Origin of the sequence: Pseudomonas sp. MBLB4136 (assembly GCF_051904765.1) — a bacterium.
Lineage (GTDB): Bacteria > Pseudomonadota > Gammaproteobacteria > Pseudomonadales > Pseudomonadaceae > Aquipseudomonas.
On record NZ_CP196713.1, the window covers coordinates 2829511 to 2848224 of the forward strand.

The following is an 18714-nucleotide window of genomic DNA, read 5'->3' on the forward strand; positions in this document are numbered from 1 at the left end:
AACTCGCGCTCTTAACTAGGCATTCATTGAATAGACGGAGGTGCTGGCCAACTCGTACAGCGTCGGTGTAATGGCCAACAGCGGAAGGGCGTCGGTCGCCGTCTGATAGGCCTGGAAAATTTTGTCGGCCTCTTGTCGTCGCGGATCGTCTGCGCCGTAGCCGTCAAAACCCGCAAGGTAGATCGACTTAGCCTGGCCACTGGTGGCAATCGCCAAGGCATAGGCAATCACGAGAGACGTTGGCAACTGGGCAAAGTTCTGGTGGAAGGCAAAGGCACCGGCTTGTACGCTCAAGCCGAAGTCCAGCAACTGCTTGCCCGCAAGGGCCCCCTGCACGTCTTCCGGCAACATCGACGCTGGAGTCGCCAGAGGCTGCGGCAAACGGGCATGCTCATTACAGTCTGCCAGCAGACGCACAGGATGGCAGGCAGCCCGTATGTCGATGAGTTCATCATCCAGGCTTTTCTGTGTGTTCAGCGCGATCACAAACGGCTTCTGCTGGCGAATGAAGGTTTCCAGTGCCAAACGATGCGCCTGCACCCCTGGCCCGGTACCCAGGATCAGAACATCCCGCCCCTTGATCATGTCCGCGGGAGTCCAGCTGCCTCTGGGTGCTCCGCGGTAGAAGTGACGTGCCGCCTCCAGCGTGGTGAGACTGAACTTCTTGCCGCCCTCGGTCTTCAGGTGATCGATCACCGCGAGGATATCCTCCTCGCTGTAGCGACTGTCACCTAGCATTTCCTGGATATAGGAAGGGTGAATGCCATGCTTGCCAGCCAGAAAGTAATAGGGATTGCTGCCCCAGCCGTAATGAGCCTGCATCGGCTGGAAGTGCCTGCGGATCACCGCCAGCAACGGCGTGATGTTAGTTGCCGTGCTGCGCTGGCCCTCGAGGGCCAGCACCAGGTATTCGGTCTTGGCGTTACCGGGGCCGCGGCCCATGCCCGTGACAGTTCCGTCGACCCAAGCCGCACCGGACTCAACGGCAGCAATGGAGTTGGCGAGCGCTTGTCCCATGTTGTCGTGGGTATGGATACCCAGGGGGCCGGACCAGCCCGCCTTGAAGGCCTCAACCACCTGGCGGGTATGGGCCGGGCTCATGCTGCCCATGGAGTCGGCGAAGTAGAGCACATCGACCGGGTAGTCGCTGGCCATTCTGGCCAGCGCGGTCAGGTCACCCAAGGCCCGATCCGCAACCTGCATCAGATTGAAACCGACAAGGTAGCCCCGCTCTTTCAACCAGGTGGACGCCGATAGGGCTTCTTCGAACTCATGCACATGGCAGGCGATACGCACAAGCGAGATGGGTGACTCACTTGCCGGCCCGAACAGGCGCTGCAGCCGTGTCGGCACGTCTTCTCGATGACCTACTAGTTCGCTGGCATTGACCATCACCCCTAGTTTCAGGCCCTCAGGTATCGACAGACTGCGAATGAAGCTGTCAGTGGTATAGGCACACCCACCCTTGAAACCATCCCGATTAAACGAGCGAAGTCCCAGTTCGACGTAATCCGTGCCGATGCTGAGCATGGCCTGAAGATAATCTTCAATCAGTTCCCGGGAAAAGTTCCAGGAGTTGTAATAGCCACCGTCACGCAGGGTGCAATCGAGAAGCACGATAGATTTCATCAGAACAGTTACCTCAACCGAGTGAGCGACCAAACATCGCCCGATGCTTGATTCTGAGCAGTGACTTTAGGTCCCTATCAAACCAGTCCATCAGATAGTTTGCAAAGAAAGTACAGGCCAAGGTGGCAATCGCTGCCCCTTCGATGCCGTAAATAGGGATAAGCAAGAAATTCAACCCGACGTTTACCAGCGCTGCCAGCGCGGTACGCAAGGCAAATTTCCTCTCCATTTTTTCAACATTGAAGTAGCGCGCCGAAACGGATCCCATCGCGGCGAAGACTGCGGTCCACATAATTATATCGACAACTGGCGCTGCGGCTCGGTAGGCGCCACCAAATGCAAGAACCATCAAGTTCTCACTCACCAGAGAAACTGCAATGGCCGCCAACACGCTCATCCAGATCAGCAGCCCGAACAACTGCGCCAATCTCTTGTGATAGTTTGCTTCATCACCCTGTTTCAACTTGACTATCGCAGGCAGCAGCGACACCGTGATGATCGCCGTTACAATGGCCCAGGCCTCATACACCCTAACGGCGGCCGAATAGATGCCGACCTCATGCAGGCCCAGCATGTTCCTGATCATTAGCTGATCAATTCGCATGTAGACTTGGATAGCGACAGCCCCCAACACCAACGGCCAGGCACTCCTCAACATCTGCCGTGCGTCGTACCATGAAAACAACCGAAAAAAACCTGAGCAGTTATTTCCCAACGCCGCGACAACCAATATCACGGCGAGCACCGCGTAATCCACCATGAATGCCACGACAAACCATATCAGATCGGCTTGGGCAAATATCAGGCACAACTTGACCAGCGCCATAAGGAACAAAGCAAGCGACTTGCAGATCGCCGAATACTTGGCCTTCACTTGTGATTGAAAATAGAAATCGACAACCAGAAATGAAGTAAATATAGTACTGACAGCAATAATACTCGCGTAGACCTTTACCGAAAGAATCTCACCCGAACTCCACACCACGACGCCGACCAGCAGGCAGCAGCACAGCGCAGCGACAACCATCATCCAGAAGGCCGTCCCCATCAACAGTAGTCTTTTCTCCGGCGCACTAACCAGTTCGCGAACCAAGATCGCATCCATTCCCAGACGACAGATGGCAATCATGAAGGTGGCAATCGCCAGCACATAACTCAACACGCCAAACTCTTCAGGGCCGAGATAGCGCGCAATATAGATTCCCACGAAGACACCCGAGAGAATCCGCAGAAACTGCTCGGCCAGCATCCAGGATGAATTCAGGAAGTAGCGCCGAAAAGTGCTGTTCTTCAGAATCTGAGCCTTTGCAATCACGTCTAGCTCATCTCGCACGACAGCCGTCAGCCAAAACGATACCGGTCATTCGGCACGCCACGCGGAAGTCTTCCGCTAATGAGGCCAAACTCACACCCCACTCACACATTTGCATAAATGCTGCATACCATATTGCCGCCCTAGTCGATAAAGCCAACTCACTCTGGCTTCTGATGTCTTCTTACTGGCCCCGCAACCGCGCGGTAAAAGCTTGCCGGTCTACTCTGTCTTCCGCTGCGCAGAGACCACCTGTGCTGGCACTCTAGAAATCACAACTGCCTGATGCTAGTGTCTTTGCATATGGCACTTACGTACCACGTCAGGCAACTACTCCCGAACCCTCGGCTCGCCATACTCTACCCTGACCCCTGGCAATTATTCACACATCCGTTCATCAAACCTCTCCTTCTGTTTGTTCCGCAGGGGCCCGATCTTCACCTATGGTATGGACTTGAGTCCGAATGTCATAGCGTTGCCTGCCCAGATCGGCATAGTCGGTGCCTTAACTACAGCTTTATGCCACCTGCGCCAGGACAACGCGGGCCCGGTCGAGTGAGCAAGGCGATGGGTCCGGGGACCGCTGCGTGAATCTCAGGCAATGGACGATTCGACCACTGCTGCAGATTCCGTTCCCCGTGATGACGATGACCGGACGAGCGGTTTCCACCAACGGATGGACCATTGGCAGGCGCGCCTGGCGTCTATCGACGCTTGGCGACGGCGCGAACTGCTGCGAATTACGACAGCACACCACTCGCTGCGGCCCTTCGTTGCGCCAGAAGGGCCTGGGCACGCGGCAAGTCTGGGTAGAACGGCTCGCCTGTGGCGAGCCAAAGCTATTCGGTAGCTGACAGTAGGCCCCGGTCGTGCCGTCAGCCGCGATATGAAGCAGAAAGTGGAGGCAGCTCATGTGGTTGATCCGTGTTAGTCCGTTAACGATGCCGGCGGGTCGAGCGGTGCCGGCGATACACCCCTGACCTGGGGCCATATGCCTACCCCAAGAGCGGGTAGAGCTTGCTTGTTTCTGGATACGAACAGAATGCGTCATGCATATCGCTTGAGCTGGGAAGGCCCGGTGCGCACAGCCCCCTCCCTACAGGCCGTCATATCAGGACGCCAACTCCGACTGATCGGAACGACGTCGCAAGATGGCGCGACGCAAGGCACTGCGCAGCAAGGCGATAAATAGACCCAACATGCCACCGAGCACCACGCCCAAAGCCAGAGTCAGCGCCCTCTTGGGCTTGATGGGCTTTAGGGGCTCCACAGCGAGTTGGTCGACAGACACTAGTTTGAGATCAGCCACGTCGACGCTGAGGTTGCGCAAGCGGGTAGCCTCCTCTCGCCAGATGGCCAGGTCCTTGAGGAACAAGTCTTCGTTCTCGCGCTGCTTGAGCACTTCGATCTGCCGGTTATGTGCCAGCAGTTGCAGCTCCTTGGCAATTTGCGCGATACGCGGCTCGGTGAAGTCGTCGGAGCGGCGTTGCAACAACGCATTGCGCTCTGCCTCCAGGGCTTCGCTGCCCATGAAGTAGAGTGGTATCTGCTGGTTGTTGACCTCGGTACGGATCACACTACCCTGCGTGAGCCGCTCGCCCTCGCCCAAGGCGGAAGGCGTGGTGGGTTTGCCAATACCCAGCGCCTTGGCTATGCGGATCGCCTCCTCCAGTTGAGTGATGCGATTGTCGCGATGGACCTTGAGCTGTTGACGCAAGGCTCTGAGCTCGTCTTGTAGCTGCGCACGCTTGAGGCTGTCGGCCTCGAGCAGCGCGGCGATCCTGGCCTCCTTACTCGCTTCGTAGCTAGCGCGGGCCGCCGCCATCTTCAATTCCAGTTGATTCAGGCGGTTCTGGACCACCGTTTGCAGATCATCTGCAATTCGTTCGCGCTCCGACTCAATGGCATGGTCGACTAGGCCATTGACCAGGGCTACGCCGTTGACGTCCGCCGGATAGGTCAGCTGGACTCCGACGTAGGCGCTCATGTTGTCGGCTCTCTTCGAGTCGGGCTGGAGCATTTTAAAGGCCTCCCGATTGAAGCCTTCGAAAGTTTGCTCAAAGCTACGACCTGGCTCACGCAAAGCCTCGAACAGCTCTGGATTGGCCCGGAAGAACGCCATACGACTGTCATAAGACTCCAAAGCCTCCCCTACGCGCTGCAAGGCCTGGCCAGGCTCCAGTTCATAGACGCCGGTGTGGTTAAGGGCATCCAGGTCCTTGATCGCCGCAGGGCGCAACAGGCTTTGCACTTGATATTCAGGGGTGGTGAAAAAGGCATAGGACGCCGCCGCCGTGGCGATCAACAAGGTCACCACGGCAATGAGCAGTTTCTGCTCCCAGAGTGAAAGAAATAACGTGGCCAGATCGATTTCTTCGTTCGCAGCTGGTTGCACAATGGGGGAGATTGCATTCACGGCCAAGATCCATCTTTCAAAATAGTTGCCACCGATACGCCAGTTTCCGGCGACTGTTGGTGCCCGATCGAGCCATAGCTGCCTGGCGCAACCCTTTCAGGGAGACGCGGCCTATAGGACTTGTAGCCGTTACTGCAGCAGGGGCTCGGCGGCATTGTGCCTGCGACAGGCAACATTACAAGTCTTGACAGTCCGCTTTCAGATACCGAAGGACAAACGGGCACTCTGTGCGATATTCAACAGCCGTTGTGCCTCATATTTTGACGCCAGCCCCTCTAAGTGCTCTAAAACTCTCGACATGCACGCTGCGGGAGCTAGATGCTTTCGCTTCGAGGACGCACCTTCTGAGTGGCTGGGTGAACCTTATACTGATGCAGTAGGCCTGATATCTGAGCAAGGCCCGGGCGGATGCCGATTTGCCGAGGCAATTATGTACGGCTACACGAATATGACCTAGGCTGCGTCGCTTTGCCTGGGCCGCAACAAGTTACGCAACAACGCCACAAAGACACCAAGCATCAGGCCAGCGACTCCGCCCAGACCAATCACCAGCGCTTTCTTCGGCTTGACCGCTGAGAGCGGTTCGAGTGCCCGCTGATCAACCCTGACCAGTTGCAAAGTGCCAGCATCGAATTTGACCCCTTTTAGTTGTGCCGCCTCCTGACGCCATTTCGCCAGGTCCTTGAGGTATAGATCCTCATTCTTGCGCTGCTCAAGGATTTCCACCTGCCGGTTGTGACTCAGCAGGGCCAGTTCCTTCTCGAGCTCAGCAATCCGCGGCTCACTGAAGTCGTCCGAACTACGCTCGCTCAAGGCCTGACCTTCGGCCTTCAAGGCATCGACCCCCATGAAGTAGAGCGGAATGTCCCGGCTGTTGACCTCTGTGCGCATAACCCGCCCCTGGAGCTGCGCGTCGGCCATGGCCGATGGCGTGGTGGGTTTGCGAATGCCCAGAGACTCGGCGATCTGCATAGCTTCGTCGAGCTGCTTGATACGATTCTCCCGACGCATCTTCAATTCACCACGCAAGGCGCGCAACTCGTCCTGCAATTCTGCCCTGCGCAAGGCATCCTGCTCGAGCAGGCTGGCTATTCGTGCCTGCTTGCTCGCCTCATAACTTGCCCGGGCGGCCTCGATCTTTTGCTCGAGGGCAAACAGGCGGTTGGCTATCAACACGTTCAGGTCCGTGGTTATGCGTTCGCGCTCTGTCTCCTGCACGGCAGCAACCAACCCATTGACTACCGCCACGCCATCCACCCCCTTGGGGTAGGTCAGCGACATACCGACAAACTCGCTCAGGCTATTGGGTTTCTTCAGATCGACCTGCAACATGGCGAACGCCGAGCGGTTGAACTCTTCGAATACCTGTTCAAGCGAACGCCCAGGCTCAAGCAGTCCGGTAAACAGCTGTTGATTGTCCCGGAAGAACTGGAGGCGGTTCTCGTAGGAAGACAACCCTGCACCGACACGCCTCAATGCTTCGCCCGGAGTCAGCTCATAGACGCCGGTGCCGTTCAACTCATCGAGAATACCCCGATCCACCGGACGCAGCACACTCTGCACCTGATAATACGGCGTGGCCAGGAAGGCATAGGCTGCAGCACCCAGGGTAATCAGGCAGGCGAACGTTAGAATCAGGTGTTTCTGCTGGAGCAGTGAGCGAAGCAGTTCGATCAGGTCGATTTCATCGTTGCTATAGCTGGGCTGTTGCGGTTGGTCTGGCATAGGCCGGCAAGGGGTCCGTCTGAACAATGGTCTGTCGCATGGCATGCGATCACTTCAAAATCCCCCTCCTTGAGTACCCTGCCTCTCGTGTGCAGACAGTAGGAGGTGCACTCCTTGCCCCAGCCTGAATGTGACAGCAGCCCAGCAGATTTGTTCATCGCTACCCCGAAGCCACAAGATCAGTTCTGCCGCAGGTCGATTTACGCCTCTATCCATTTGCAGACAGCGACTTGCACATCAGTAAGGGGGCAACAAGTTGCCCCCTACCGTTCTAGTTAATGCCTCATTCTGTTTTGGTAGCTGCCACCTTTATACCGCCAATGTGAAGTCCATCTGGGTGATGGTCGTCGCATCGTTGATACCGACCAGGCGGATGGTCCCGCCTCCGACCGACACCAATGTGTCGGCACCGGCATCCGCGATGGTTACGCTGGCGGCAAAAGTCGCCGCAGTCACACCCAGTGCGGCGATGTTGAGCAGATCCTGGCCGCCGACGGGATCGGCGTCGAAGTCCGTAATGATGTCGTTGCCGAAACCTGGGCCGAACATGAAGATATCGTTGCCCTGGCCGCCGACGAGCGTATCGTTGCCGGCTCCGCCTGTTAGGGTGTCATTGCCCACACCGCCCCTGATGACATTGGCCAGCGCGTTGCCGGTACCACTGAAGTTCCCGGTACCGCTGTAGGTCAGATTCTCGACGTTAGCCGTCAACGTGTAGCTCAGCAACGAGGTCCAGACCGTATCGCTCCCCCGCCCGGCGAGTTCGACCACCACATCCCCAGCGTCGGTAACCGCATAGATGTCGTTGCCCGCTCCGCCGTACATCGTATCGGCACCCGCACCACCGACTATCACATCGTTGCCCACGCCGCCCCTGATGACATTGGCCAGCGCGTTGCCGGTACCGCTGAAGTTCCCAACACCGCTGTAGGTCAGATTCTCGACATTGACCGTCAGGGTGTAGCTCGACAGGGACGTCCAGACCGTATCCGTACCGCCATCCGCAAGCTCAATTATCACATCACCCATGTCAGTCACAGCATAGATATCGTTGCCCGCACCGCCGATCAACGTATCGTTACCTGCTCCACCGATTATTGAGTCGTTACCAATGCCCCCCACGACCCAGTTATTCAGCGCATTGCCTACCCCCGTAAAGTTGCCACTACCGCTGAACGCAAGCCTCTCGACGTTAGCGCCCAGTGTGTAGCTCAAGAGTGATGTCCAGACCGTATCTGTGCCTTCCCCGGCAAGCTCGACCACCACATCCCCCACGTCGGTAACCGCATAGCTGTCGTTCCCCGCTCCGCCGATCAGCGTATCGGCAGCTCCTCCACCAACTATTGAATCGTTGCCAATGCCCCCCCTGATGACATTGGCCAGCGCGTTGCCAGTACCACTGAAGTCATCGACACCGCTGTAGGTCAGATTCTCGACATTGGCCGTCAAGGTGTAGTTCGCCAGAGACGTCCAGACCGTATCGGTGCCTTGCCCAGCAAGCTCGACCACCACATCCCCGGCGTCAGTAACCGCATAGATATCGTTGCCCGCTCCGCCGAACATGGCATCGTCACCAGAACCGCCGATCAGGATGTCATTGTCAGCCCCCCCATCAAGTACATCGTTATCCGCACCACCATCGAGCCGGTCGTTGCCAATCCCTCCCTCCAGCACATCATTCCCGGCCAGTCCATTAAGAATGTCGTCTCCAGCAAGTCCCTGGATCTCATCATCGAACTCAGTGCCATTCAGTACATCGCCAGCAGTCGTACCGGCGATCAGGTTGACCACCGCCGCGGTTGCCAGCGAAGTCACAGTCTCCAGGTTTCCGAGGTCATCGGTGTAGCTGACCACGACTCGCAGCGCTTGCCCGGTCAATGCCAGGCTCGGCGTGAAGGATGCCGCGGTTGCGCCCAGGATGTTGTTGAACACCCCGCCGGTCCCGGCCTGCCACTGGTAGGACAGCGTCGGGTTCACCGGACCATCGGGATCGGTGAAAGCACGGCTGGCGGTCAGCAGCTGGCCCACATTCGGCGTGGTATCGCTGATCAGCATGGTGCCAACCGGCGCGTCATTGACCGAAACAGCTGCCACCGCACCAGTCACCGCCGAGAATACGGTCTCGAGTACGCCGTTGGCATCCTTGTAGATAGCCTTGACGCGCAGGGTCAGGCCGGCGAGATCGTCGGTCACCCGGAAGGTCTGATTGTTCGCGCGTTCGTCACCCAGTGCGGTGATGGCAACGATGTCCTCATATACCCCGGTGCCGGTGAAGTCGGCTTGCCACTGATAGCTCACCGGCCCGGTCACCCGACCGAGCCCCGGGTTGTCGGCATCGGTCACGGTATCGACGTTAGCCGACAGCAAGGAACCGACTTCCGGGTTGTTGTCATTGATCGAGGCCAGGCCCACTGCTTCGGCGTTCAGGCCAGGCACCAGCACCACGGACTGGTCGTTGAACTGCAGTCGCTCGATATTGCGCAGCGTGTCGGTGCCCTCGACGCCGCCCAGGCCATCCGGGCCGTTGTCGGTGACGGTGAAGGTGCCGTTGGCATTTTCGACGATGGTGTAGTTAGCCAGCGGGCCGGAATAAGTGGCCGTGTCGAAGTTGAAACTGCCATCGCTTGGCAGGATCTCCCGGACGATTACCAACTGTCCCGGGTTGATCAGGCCGGCGAATACGTCATCCACCAGCTCCGTCATGCTGTTGGCGCTGCGGATCTCCGCGCCGGAGCCATCGGCATTCTCGCGCACGCTGATGCGCACGTTCAGCCACAGGTCGCCGTCGATCAGGTCGTCGCCACCGTTACCCTGCAGCAGGTCGCTGCCGTCGCCGCCGAGGATGATGTTACCGGCGCCAAAGGTGGTTACGGTCGGCACCGTAGGCGTGCCGAGCATGCCGTCGAGGAAGCCCTGCAGGCCGTCGATCAGGGCGATATTGGTCAGCACGCTGCCGTTGAAGCCAGACGCGGCGATCATGCCGGCATCGAAGTCATCGCCTAGCAGGATGTCGCTGTGGGCCGAACCCGACAGGCCTTCCATGGACTCGAAGCGGGCGAGCACCGTGCCGTTGGATGGCGGCAGAATCACTTCGTCGAAGGCGCGCAGACGCATGTCGACGTAGGCACCGGCCGGGTCATCCTTGAACACCGCCCAGTCGAAGCCCGAGCCACCGATATAGCGGTCGGTAGGGCCACCATTGCCCATCATGATGTCGTCGCCACCCTCGCCGCCCATGCGGTCGATGCTGCCACCGCCGACGAACACGTCGTTACCGATGGTCGCATCCAGCCCGCGGACGTCGAAGTTGTCGCCGGAGCTGCCGTCGGCCATGCCCAGTTCGAGCCAGTCATCGCCTTCATTACCGAGTACGAACTCGTCGGCTATGTCGCCCAGAATAAAGTCGTTGCCCGGCCCACCGAAAGTCTCGTCACTGTCCTCACCGGTGACGATGAAGTCGTTGCCGAAGCCGCCGAGGATCAGGTCGATGCTGTTGCCGCCGTGGATGGCGTCGTGGCCGTCGCCACCTTGCATGTTGTCTTCGCCGCCCTGGTCGGTGAGGATGTCGTCGCCGTCGCCGCCGAGCACGATGTCGTTACCATCGCCCCCTTCGAGCCGGTCATTGCCCTGATCGCCGTGCAGGGTGTCGTCACCGATGCTCGATACCAGGATGTCGTCGGCAGCGGTGCCGCCGAGCACGATGTGCTCATCGCCGGTATAGCGCAGGTAGTTGGTGTCGCCCCCCGGGGTATCCGGATTGTCGCGGATCACGTCCGGCGTCAGTAGCGCGCCACCCAGCGGATCGGAGTTGCCGGCGATGCCGTCGGCCCCCACCTCGTCATCGGCGGTGCCCTGGATGCCATCCAGGCCGGCCTCATCCAGGCCGGTGAACTGCCGGCTCTGGTCGACCTCGAGGATGAAGCCCGGGGTCGAGAACACGTCACCCGGCAGGTGGGTGGCATCGGTGTTGGCCATGATCATGCGGGCGAAGGAGTTGTTCTCCAGCTCGGAGAGGAAGTTCAGCCCCGCGGTACGCTCCAGGTAGTAGAAGCGGTCGCCGTTCTGCAGTTTCTCCAGCTGGTTCTCGAACACGAAGTTGAAGGTCGAGCCGAGCATGCCGCCGAACGGCATCTGCCGCTCGGCCAGGCCGCCGACCCACAGGTCGATGTCATCGACGCCGGTGGTGGTAATACCGCCCACCATGGCGTAGATGCCGGTGCTGTTGAGGAAGGCGATGCGGTCGACGTCGTCGGCGACAAAGGTCCTCTCGTCCAGCTCCCCGGCATTGATCACGGCACTACCGCCCAGCACCAGTGCCGCGGCAACCGCGCGCTTCTCGGCCAGGGTATCGACATCGACGGCCAGCAGTTCGGCATGGGTGCCGTAGGCGGCGATGAAGTTCACCAGGGAGGTCGGGTGACGCATGTTCATCGCGAAGTCGACCCAGCTCGAGTACGGCGTGAGCTGGCTGTCGCCGGTGTTTTCCCAGAAGTCGCGACGCGCGGCATTCAGCGAAGGCGTGCCGGTATCACGAGCCCGGGCGATGTTGATCGCCGGCAGGTCCAGCGGCAGGCCCAGCAGATTGTTGCGCAGGGCTTCGGTGACGAAGTTGTCGATCTCGTTACCGGCCTGGCGGGTCACGCCGCGGACGATGGCACCCGCCGCCTCTTCTGGGGTAAGGGTGCCGTTCTGGCTGAACTCCAGCGGATTGAGGAAGGCCTGGATCAGCCCGACCTCGCTGGAGGCGTAGTTGGGGTCCAGACGATCGACGGTTTCCAGCAGCATGGTGTGGCCGAAGCGGTACACGGCATGGGCGAACTCGGCGACGATCGCCGGGTTGATCTCGCCGTCATAGCCCTGGCCTTCGCCGAGGAATACATCGACCTGCGGTTGGATCTTGCGTGCGAACTCTTCGAACACCAGATGCTGGTATTCCATCTCGGTGGTGAACTTGGCCACATGGAACAGTCGTTCACCATTCCACTCGAGGGCGTCGATCTCGACCTGAGTGGTCGGCAACGCCACGATCGGGGTGAGCAGCCAGTTATTGATGAAGTCCACGTCGTTCGACGCCAGCACCACGTCCTTGGTGTGGGCGACGACACGGTTATGCTCGGAGTGGAACACATGGTGCACGGAGGTCAGCGCGATGTTCTCGTTGACCCTGCCGTCACCGGCGATGAAGTGCGCCTCGAGCAGCTCATTGTCGAAGAAGCCGTTGGTCGAGATAGGATCACCGGTCACCGGGTCCACGCCATTGGACAAGCCAACGGCATCATCGCTATCGGCCATCAGTGGCGCGCCGGTCTGCGCATCGAACGGGTTGGCCGCATGGGCGATATCGACCAGGAAGCTATGACCGGTGCGCAGGGCACCGACCGCCGCCGGGCTGACCGGAGCCAGCGGATCGCCCTCGACCAATACATCGTCGGCCGTGCCGAGCAGTCCATCGGGGCCCAGGTCGGTGACCAGCTGCACGCGGCCGTTCGGCCCCGGAATGAAGTTGCCGTACGGATCGACCGCCACCAGCGGCACGTTGAGCGCATCGTGGTCGCTCAGTTCGATGCCGAGGATGTCGCGGGCCTGGGCTTTGATTATGGCCCAGGTGGCCATGCCGCCGATGCTCATATCGTCGGCAGTGCCAAAAATGCCGTCAACACCGACATCACGGTTGGTGATCAGCTCGCCTGTGGCAACCGGCTGGCTTGCACCATTGAGCGCGTATGCACGCAGGAATACCTGGTGCGCGGGGTGCGAGGCATAGGTCTGGTTCTGGTCAACGAACGGCGAGGTCTGGTTGTTGTGGATATGGATGTCATCGGACGTGCCCAGCACGCCGTCCGCACCCGGCTGCACGTCGACATTGGTGGCGCGGGTGAGCAGCATGAACTGCTGGGCCGGGTTGGTCAGCTCGTCGCCGGTACCGGCGATGCCGTCGGCACCATGGGTGATCAGCGGATCGTCCGGCTGCAGCGGCACGAAGACGTTGCCGTTACCGCCCTTCTGCACCAGGTCCAGGCCATGGTCGAAGAACTGACCGAAGAAGGTGAACCAGGCGTTAAACGGTGCCGACAGACCTTCGTCCGGCGCCGTATTGGGCAGGATCAGGGTCTGCCCGCGCGGGATCTCGACGCCGTCCAGGTCGAGAATGCGCGGCGTGCCGTCGACGTTGAACAGCGGATCGCCGGTGACCGCATCGAGCATCTGGGTGCCCAGTCCGGCATCGAGGAAGGCCTGCACCGCCGATGGATTGGTGATGGTCTGGTCGGCGATCAGGTTGCTGATGATGCGTGGATCGGCGTCGGCGACGTCGGTGGTCGAGGCGTAGTTGGTGTTGGTGATCTCACCACCAGGCGCCGGTCCGTTGATGTCGAAGCTATCGCCGTCCATGTCGTCGCGGAATTGCTGCTCCAGCAGGAAGGGGAAGCCTTCATCGGTCGCACCGAAGCCGCTCTGTCCTTGCACCAGGTTATTGAACGAACCATCCACCGTGCGCAGGCCGAACGGCACTCGCGAATTGGGCAGCAGCGACAGCAGGTCCGCACCGGCGGCATGCTGCTCGGAGATGAAGATCTGCTCGAGGATGAACTGCAGGTCCGAACGGATCAGGTGCAGGCCGCCACCCGGGCTGACCACTGCCGACTCGGCTGGTATGGCCGCCGGGGTCGGGAAGACGCCGGCAGCCACCGGGGCGGTACCAGCCGAGAAGACCATTTCCGTGGTGCCGAGGTCATCCCGGTAGATGGCCTTGACCCGCAGCGCCAAGCCTTCCAGGTCCGGGGTCACGCGGAAGGTATTACCCAGCTGGGTTACCGGGTTACCGCCGCCCAGGGCGACGATGTCTTCGAAGATGCCATCGCCGAAGGTGTCGACCTGCCAGATGTAGCTGATCGGCCGACCGTCGAGGGTGCCGCCAGCATTGTCGCCATCGGTGATGCCGGCAACCGAGGCGGTCAGTACCTGCCCCACCTGCACCGTGCCGCTCACCTGTATCAACCCGTCTGGTGACCAGTTGCCAAACTGCTGGGTACCGGCGATCTGCGCGACGAACTCACCGGTCGTGTCGTCGCGCACGAAGGCGACATCGTTGAATTGCAGCCGTTCGATGCCGCGCAAGTGATCAATGCCGTCACCGTCGATGAAGGTATCGATCACGGTGAAGACATCGTCGCTGAAGTCCGCCGTGCCCTTGTCGTCACGGCTGATCACGTAGTCCTCCAGCACGACGCCCAAGTCCGGGTCCAGGCTGGAGAAGTTGCCGGTGAATACCGCCGTGTCGAAGCTATCGGGATCGAGCAGAATCTCGCGGACGATTACCAGCTGGCCCGGGTTGTAGGTGCCGTTGAGCATCAGCGGGATCATCGGCTTCATGCTGTCGAAGCTGGCGATCTCCACCCCAGTGCCGTCGGTGTTCTCACGCACGCTTATGCGTACGTTCAGCGTGCGTTCGCCGTCGATCAGGTCATCGCCACCACGCCCTTCGATGATGTCGCTTCCACCACCGCCGAGGATGATGTTGCCACCACTGAAGCTGCTCGTGCCCGGCGCCAGCATGGCGTCGAGGAAAGCCTGCAGGCCGTCGATCAGGGCGATGCCTGCGGCATTCAGCGTGCTGTTCTGCACTCCATCGACGTTGATGGTGGTGGCATCAGAATGGTCGCCACGCAGGATGTCGCCTTCGGCCGAGCCGAACAGGCCTTCGACCTGGACGAAGCGGTCGAGGATGCCCTGATTGGAGGCCGCCACCGGCGGCTCGATCAGGTCATTGACCAGCATGTCGACGCTGACGCCGAAGCGGGCGAACTTGTAGCCGACCCAGTCGAAACCACCACCGCCACTGAAGTGGTCTTCGCCCTCGGAGCCCATCATGATGTCGTCACCGCCCTCGCCGTCGACTTCGTCGAAGCCGCCGCCGGTGATGAACACATCATGGCCAAGTATGGTGCTGGCCGCCTGGGGATCGAAGTTGTCGCCGGCCGCACCATCAGAGGTGCCCAGTTCGATCCAGTCGTCGCCCTCGTTACCGAAGGTCGGCAGGTTCAGCGGCGCCCCGTAGATGAAGTCATCGCCAGGCCCGGCGAAGGTCTCGGAAACGTCTTCACCGGTGATGATGAAGTCCTTGCCATGGCCGCCGAGAATCAGGTTCTCGCCGTTGCCGCCCTGGATCACGTCGTTGCCGTCGTTACCCTTGAGCACATCGTCGCCGCCCATGTCGGTGATGATGTCATCGCCGTCACCGCCCTCGATGACGTCATTGCCGTCGCCGCCTTCCAGGCGGTCGTTACCGCCGTCACCCCAGAGGGTGTCGTCGCCGATGCTGGAAATCAGGGTGTCGTCGCCATCGGTGCCGCCGAGCACCACGTGCTCGTCACCGGTGTAGTGCAGGTAATTGGTTTCCACCGCCTCGGTGCCCGGGTCGTCGCGCATCACCAGCGGAATCAGCGGGTCTTCGCCGACTGGGTCGGCCATGCCGAGCCCTTCGTTGAACTGGCGGCTCTGGTCTGCTTCGAGAATCAGGCCGGGAGTGGAGAAGATATCCGCCGGCAGGTGCAGGGCATCGGTGTGGCGCATCACCAACTTGGCGAAGGAGTTGTCTTCCATCTCGGTCAGGAAGTTCAGCCCCGCCAGACGGCCCAGGTAGTAGAAGCGGTCGCCGCTCTGCAGAGCCTCCATCTGGGTCTCGAAGACGAAGTTGAAGGTCGAGCCAAGCAGGCCGCCGAAGGGCATCTGCGCCTCGGCCAGACCGCCGACCCAGAAGTCGATGGCATCGACCCCGGTAATGGTCACGCCATCTGCATTGTTGGCCCAGTCGCCGGTACCGTGGAGGAAGTCCAGGCGGTCAGCCGATATTACGCTGTCACCGTTCTCATCGACACCGAACACCAGCTCCATGGCCGCGGCACGCTTGTCCGCCAGGGTCGAAGCACTGGTGATGGTCGAGTGGGTGCCGTAGGCCGCGATGAAATTGATCAGCGACAGCTCATGCTTGAGGCTGCCCAGCAGGTCGACCCAGCTGGTGTAGGGCTTGAGCTGGCTGTCGCCGGTCGCTTCGTAGAACGAACGGCGCGCCGCGTTCAGCGACGGTACACCGGTGTCGCGGCCACGGGCGATGTTGATCGCCGGCAGGTCCAGCGGCAGACCCAGCAGGTTGTTGCGCAGCGCGCCCGTGACGAACTCGTCGACCTCGTTACCGGCTTGACGGGTCAGGCCGCGCACCAGGGCACCGGCCGCCTGTTCGGCCGTGACGGTAACGCCGCCGAGCTGATTGAAGGCCAGCGGGTTGAGGAACGCCTCGATCAAGCCCATGTCGCTGGAGACAAAATTAGGGTCGAGGCGGTTGACCGTCTCGGTCAGCATCGAGTGGCCGAAGCGATACACCGTATGGGCGAACTCGGCGACGATACTCGGATCGATGGTGATGTCGAAGCCGTCCGGGGCCAGGAACTCATCGACCTGCGGCTGCACCTTACGGGCGAACTCCTCGAACACCAGGTGCTGGTACTGCATCTCGGTGCCGAATTTGGCCGCCTGGAACAGCCGCTCGCCGTTCCACACCAAGGTCGAAAGGTCGGCCGGAACCGCAGCCACCGGGGTCAGCAGCCACTGGTTGAGGAAATCCAGGTCACCGGCATTGGCTGCCTCGATCGCCACGTCCTTGGTCAGCTCGACCAGGCGGTTGTGCTCGGAGTGGAACACATGGTGAATGGCGGTCAGGCCGATGTTCTCGTTGACCCGGCCGTCACCGGTGATGAAGTGGGCATCGAGCAGCTCATTGTCGAAGGTGCCCGGTTCCGACAAGCCCACGGCGCTGTCGGAGTCGGCGGCCAGCATGTCGCCCGTCTGGCTATCGATCGGGTTGGCGGCATGGGCGATATCGACCAGGAAGGCTTGGCCGGTACGTACTGCGCCGGTCAGGCTGATCGGCGCCAGCGGATCGCCTTCCACCAGGAAGTCATCGGCGGTGCCCGGCAGGCCGTCCGCGCCAAGCATGACCACCTGCGGGAAGCCGTTGACGCCAGGAATGAACTTGCCGTAGGCGTCGGTCGCCAGCAACGGAATGTCGGTCACATCGGCGTCGGTCAGGTCGATGCCCAGCAGCGCGCGCGCCTGCGCCTTGACCACCGCCCAGGTGGCCATGCCGGTGCCGAGTACATCGTCCGCGGTACCGAACTCGCCATCAGGCCCCAGGTCCCGGTTGTTGATCAGCCTACCGGTCGATACCGGCTTGCCGTCGGCGTTCAACTCGTAGGCTCGCAGGAACACCTGGTGCGACGGATGCGAGCTGTAGGTCTGGTTCTGGTCGACGAACGGCGAGGTCTGGTTGAGGTGCTCGTGCACGTCATCGGCAGTGCCAAGGATGCCATCCGGACCCGGCTGATTGGTCGCCCGTGGCAACACCATGAACTGCAGCGCCGGATCGATCAGTTCGTCGCCGGTGCCGGCAACGCCATCAGGACCGTGGGTGATCAGCGGGTCGTCCGGCTGCAGCGGCATGAACACCAGACCGTTGCCGCCCTTTTGCACCAGATCCAGGCCGTGATCGAAGAACTGGCCGAAGAAGATGAACCAGCTGTTGAAAGGTGCAGAAAGCCCCTCGTCCGGCGCCGTATTGGGAATGAACAGCGACTGGCCCGCGGGGACCTCATTGCCCTCCAGGTCCAGCAGGGTGCCGATCGGGAAAGGCACGCCTCCCCCATCGAGCTGGCTGCCGTCGGCCAGCACGCCCATGCCGGCATCAACGAAGGCCTGCACCGCCGCCGGGTTGGTGATCGTCTGGTCGACGATCAGGTTGGAAATCGTGCGCGGCTGCGAGTCGATCACCATGCCGCTGGTCTGGGTATAGGACGTGCCCATCTCCGCCGGGCGGAACACCGGATCGAGCATGCGCGGGAACAGGTTGTCGGCCGCACCGAACTCCGTCTGCCCAGCAAGCAGGTTGTTGTTGGAACCATCAACCGTGCGCAAGCCAAACGGCACCAGGGTATTGGGAAGCAGCGACAGGATGTCTTCGCCATTTGCATCCCCCTCGGCAATGAGGATCTGCTGAAGGATGAACTCAAGATCGGATTTGATGAAGTTGGCCATGACATTTTCCTCAACACTGGCTGCAACCGGGCAAATTCAGGCTGCAAAGAACCGCTCCGCTTTTTGCGAAGTGAATTGAAAACCTTGGCTTTTTTAAGGACGCCCTCAGCCACAAGGCTGGAGATGGCTCGCAGCCTTTGCTGGTCGGTTATCGATGGCTGCCCCTAGGACCGCACGGGCCTGTCAGGCGGAGCTACGTCGAAGACGGGGACTGAACGGGATGCGGAGATGACCTGATGCTGTGCCACCCAGACCGCCTCCTATGCGGTGTACGAAATTGCCTCTGTCCACGGTGTTACTCCTGAGTTGTACGTTGGCAAGGACAGATGTCGGCGCCCTCTCACCTTCGCCGGACAGCTGCCATGGACGTCTTTCTCTTTTCACACGCTTTTCACACTCCATGGTCCTTAGGAAAGTTCCACACCAGGGGGTTGTCAAGGAATTGTCCAATTCCAACAAAACTCAAGAAAAGGCACTTAATATATTGTTTTAAAAGCACTTTTAGTTTATGAGTGACAGAGAAGAGTCGTTTTATCGAGGAGTTCGG

5 protein-coding genes are annotated in these 18714 nt (G+C 60.3%); all 5 read right to left on the reverse strand.

Annotation, left to right across the window (positions count from 1 at the left end; translation table 11 throughout):
* Nucleotides 1-15: 15 nt before the first annotated feature.
* A complete protein-coding gene (locus ACSX1D_RS12845; RefSeq protein WP_439858871.1) occupies nt 16-1629 on the reverse strand; it encodes an aldolase catalytic domain-containing protein in 1614 nt (537 codons plus the stop codon).
* Between the two features lie 13 nt (nt 1630-1642).
* On the reverse strand, nt 1643-2944 hold the full coding sequence (locus tag ACSX1D_RS12850) for a flippase (RefSeq protein WP_439858872.1): 1302 nt from the start codon (nt 2942-2944) through the stop codon (nt 1643-1645).
* A gap of 1108 nt (nt 2945-4052) precedes the next feature.
* Nucleotides 4053-5357 (reverse strand): Wzz/FepE/Etk N-terminal domain-containing protein, encoded by a 1305-nt coding sequence (locus tag ACSX1D_RS12855; RefSeq protein ID WP_439858873.1) that lies wholly within the window; start codon nt 5355-5357, stop codon nt 4053-4055.
* A gap of 453 nt (nt 5358-5810) precedes the next feature.
* Nucleotides 5811-7082, reverse strand: coding sequence for a Wzz/FepE/Etk N-terminal domain-containing protein (locus ACSX1D_RS12860; protein ID WP_439858874.1), 1272 nt, complete (start codon nt 7080-7082; stop codon nt 5811-5813).
* Between the two features lie 309 nt (nt 7083-7391).
* Complete coding sequence (locus tag ACSX1D_RS12865; protein ID WP_439858875.1) at nt 7392-18167, reverse strand: peroxidase family protein; 10776 nt, start codon at nt 18165-18167, stop codon at nt 7392-7394.
* Between the last annotated feature and the right edge of the window lie 547 nt (nt 18168-18714).

Excerpts from the sequence above, each read along its gene's own strand:
- ACSX1D_RS12865 (WP_439858875.1), bottom strand. The coding sequence starts at position 18,167 with ATGGCCAACTTCATCAAATCCGATCTTGAGTTCATCCTTCAGCAGATC.
- ACSX1D_RS12860 (WP_439858874.1), bottom strand. The coding sequence starts at position 7,082 with ATGCCAGACCAACCGCAACAGCCCAGCTATAGCAACGATGAAATCGAC.
- ACSX1D_RS12845 (WP_439858871.1), bottom strand. The coding sequence starts at position 1,629 with ATGAAATCTATCGTGCTTCTCGATTGCACCCTGCGTGACGGTGGCTAT.